The organism is Gammaproteobacteria bacterium, from assembly GCA_003696665.1.
In the GTDB taxonomy this organism is placed as follows: Bacteria; Pseudomonadota; Gammaproteobacteria; order Enterobacterales.
This window is the reverse complement of sequence record RFGJ01000126.1, coordinates 1-1,042: the sequence shown is the minus strand read 5'-3', so window position 1 is coordinate 1,042 and position 1,042 is coordinate 1. Positions and strand designations below refer to the sequence as shown.

The following is a 1,042-nucleotide window of genomic DNA, read 5'->3' as shown; positions in this document are numbered from 1 at the left end:
TCAGGGAAGTTCGCAAGAACTATCTCAAACCGCATAACTAAGTTCTTGCACTAGATACTTTATAGAAAACATCTTTCCCTTTACTTTACATCTTTTATAACAACATTAACGCCTGCAATCAACCAATTTACTACCCCACCCTTGAATGCCACAATTTCGTGATTATTTTTTTTGACTCATCTTTAAACATCTCTTTTTGTTTTAATTTTTTTCTTATCATTTTTACTTAAAATGCGTAACATTCAAATATTCACTCATAAGAAGGGAGTGGTCACAATGACAAAGACCGCCAAGCGTATCCGGAAGCTCAGGCAGGAGCTGGGGTTGACGCTGCATGAGATGGGGGAAAGGCTGGGGATGAGCTACACCACCATCAGTCGCAAGGAACATGGCGAATCTGACTTTACCGCCAGCGAACTTGCGACATTGGTTGAAGTCGCAGCTGAACACGGGATCTTCGTATCTCTGGATGACCTGGTTCTTGGCGGCAGCAAAAGCAGCTTGAGCGAGGACGAGCGCCTGCTTGTCGCCGCTTACCGCCAGGCCGACGAGACGGGCAAGCTGATGATTCGCCGGGTCTGTGCAGCAGCGGGTGTCAAATTGGATTGATGTTCATCCAACCAGGAGCCAGACAAGGCATGGACAGTTTTTCACTAAGCGAAACATGGTGAGTCTGCCTTGTTGTCACCATCGACATCTCAACGAGGGGAACATGAGCCCCTTACAAGTGCCTAAGCACTGTTGGCCGCCCTATCCCCCTCCGAGCGGGACCGTCACACGAAGCTATGACCTGACAGCGGAAAAACGGAGGACCGATCGTGCTGATGCACCACGAGGATTGTGGCCATGGAATGAACCCTCTCAGCACAGCGTTCAGTAGCCACAAAAGTAGCCCCAGAAACTAAAAACAGCCACTCGACATATTGTCTAAGTGGCTGTTTTTAATGGTCGGGGCGACTGGATTCGAACCAGCGACCCCCTGCTCCCAAGGCAGGTGCGCTACCAGGCTGCGCTACACCCCGACGGAGGCGGTATTTACCAC

The 1,042-nt window shown here is 49.7% G+C and carries 1 protein-coding gene and 1 tRNA gene; one reads left to right on the top strand and one right to left on the bottom strand.

Annotation, left to right across the window (positions count from 1 at the left end; all coding sequences use genetic code 11):
* Nucleotides 1-231 precede the first annotated feature (231 nt).
* Nucleotides 232-609, top strand: a complete 378-nt coding sequence (locus D6694_03925) for a helix-turn-helix domain-containing protein (protein RMH46044.1) — start codon at nt 232-234, stop codon at nt 607-609.
* A gap of 336 nt (nt 610-945) precedes the next feature.
* On the opposite strand, the gene D6694_03920 is transcribed toward D6694_03925, so the two are convergent.
* Nucleotides 946-1,022: transfer RNA gene (locus tag D6694_03920), tRNA-Pro, on the bottom strand.
* Nucleotides 1,023-1,042 lie beyond the last annotated feature (20 nt).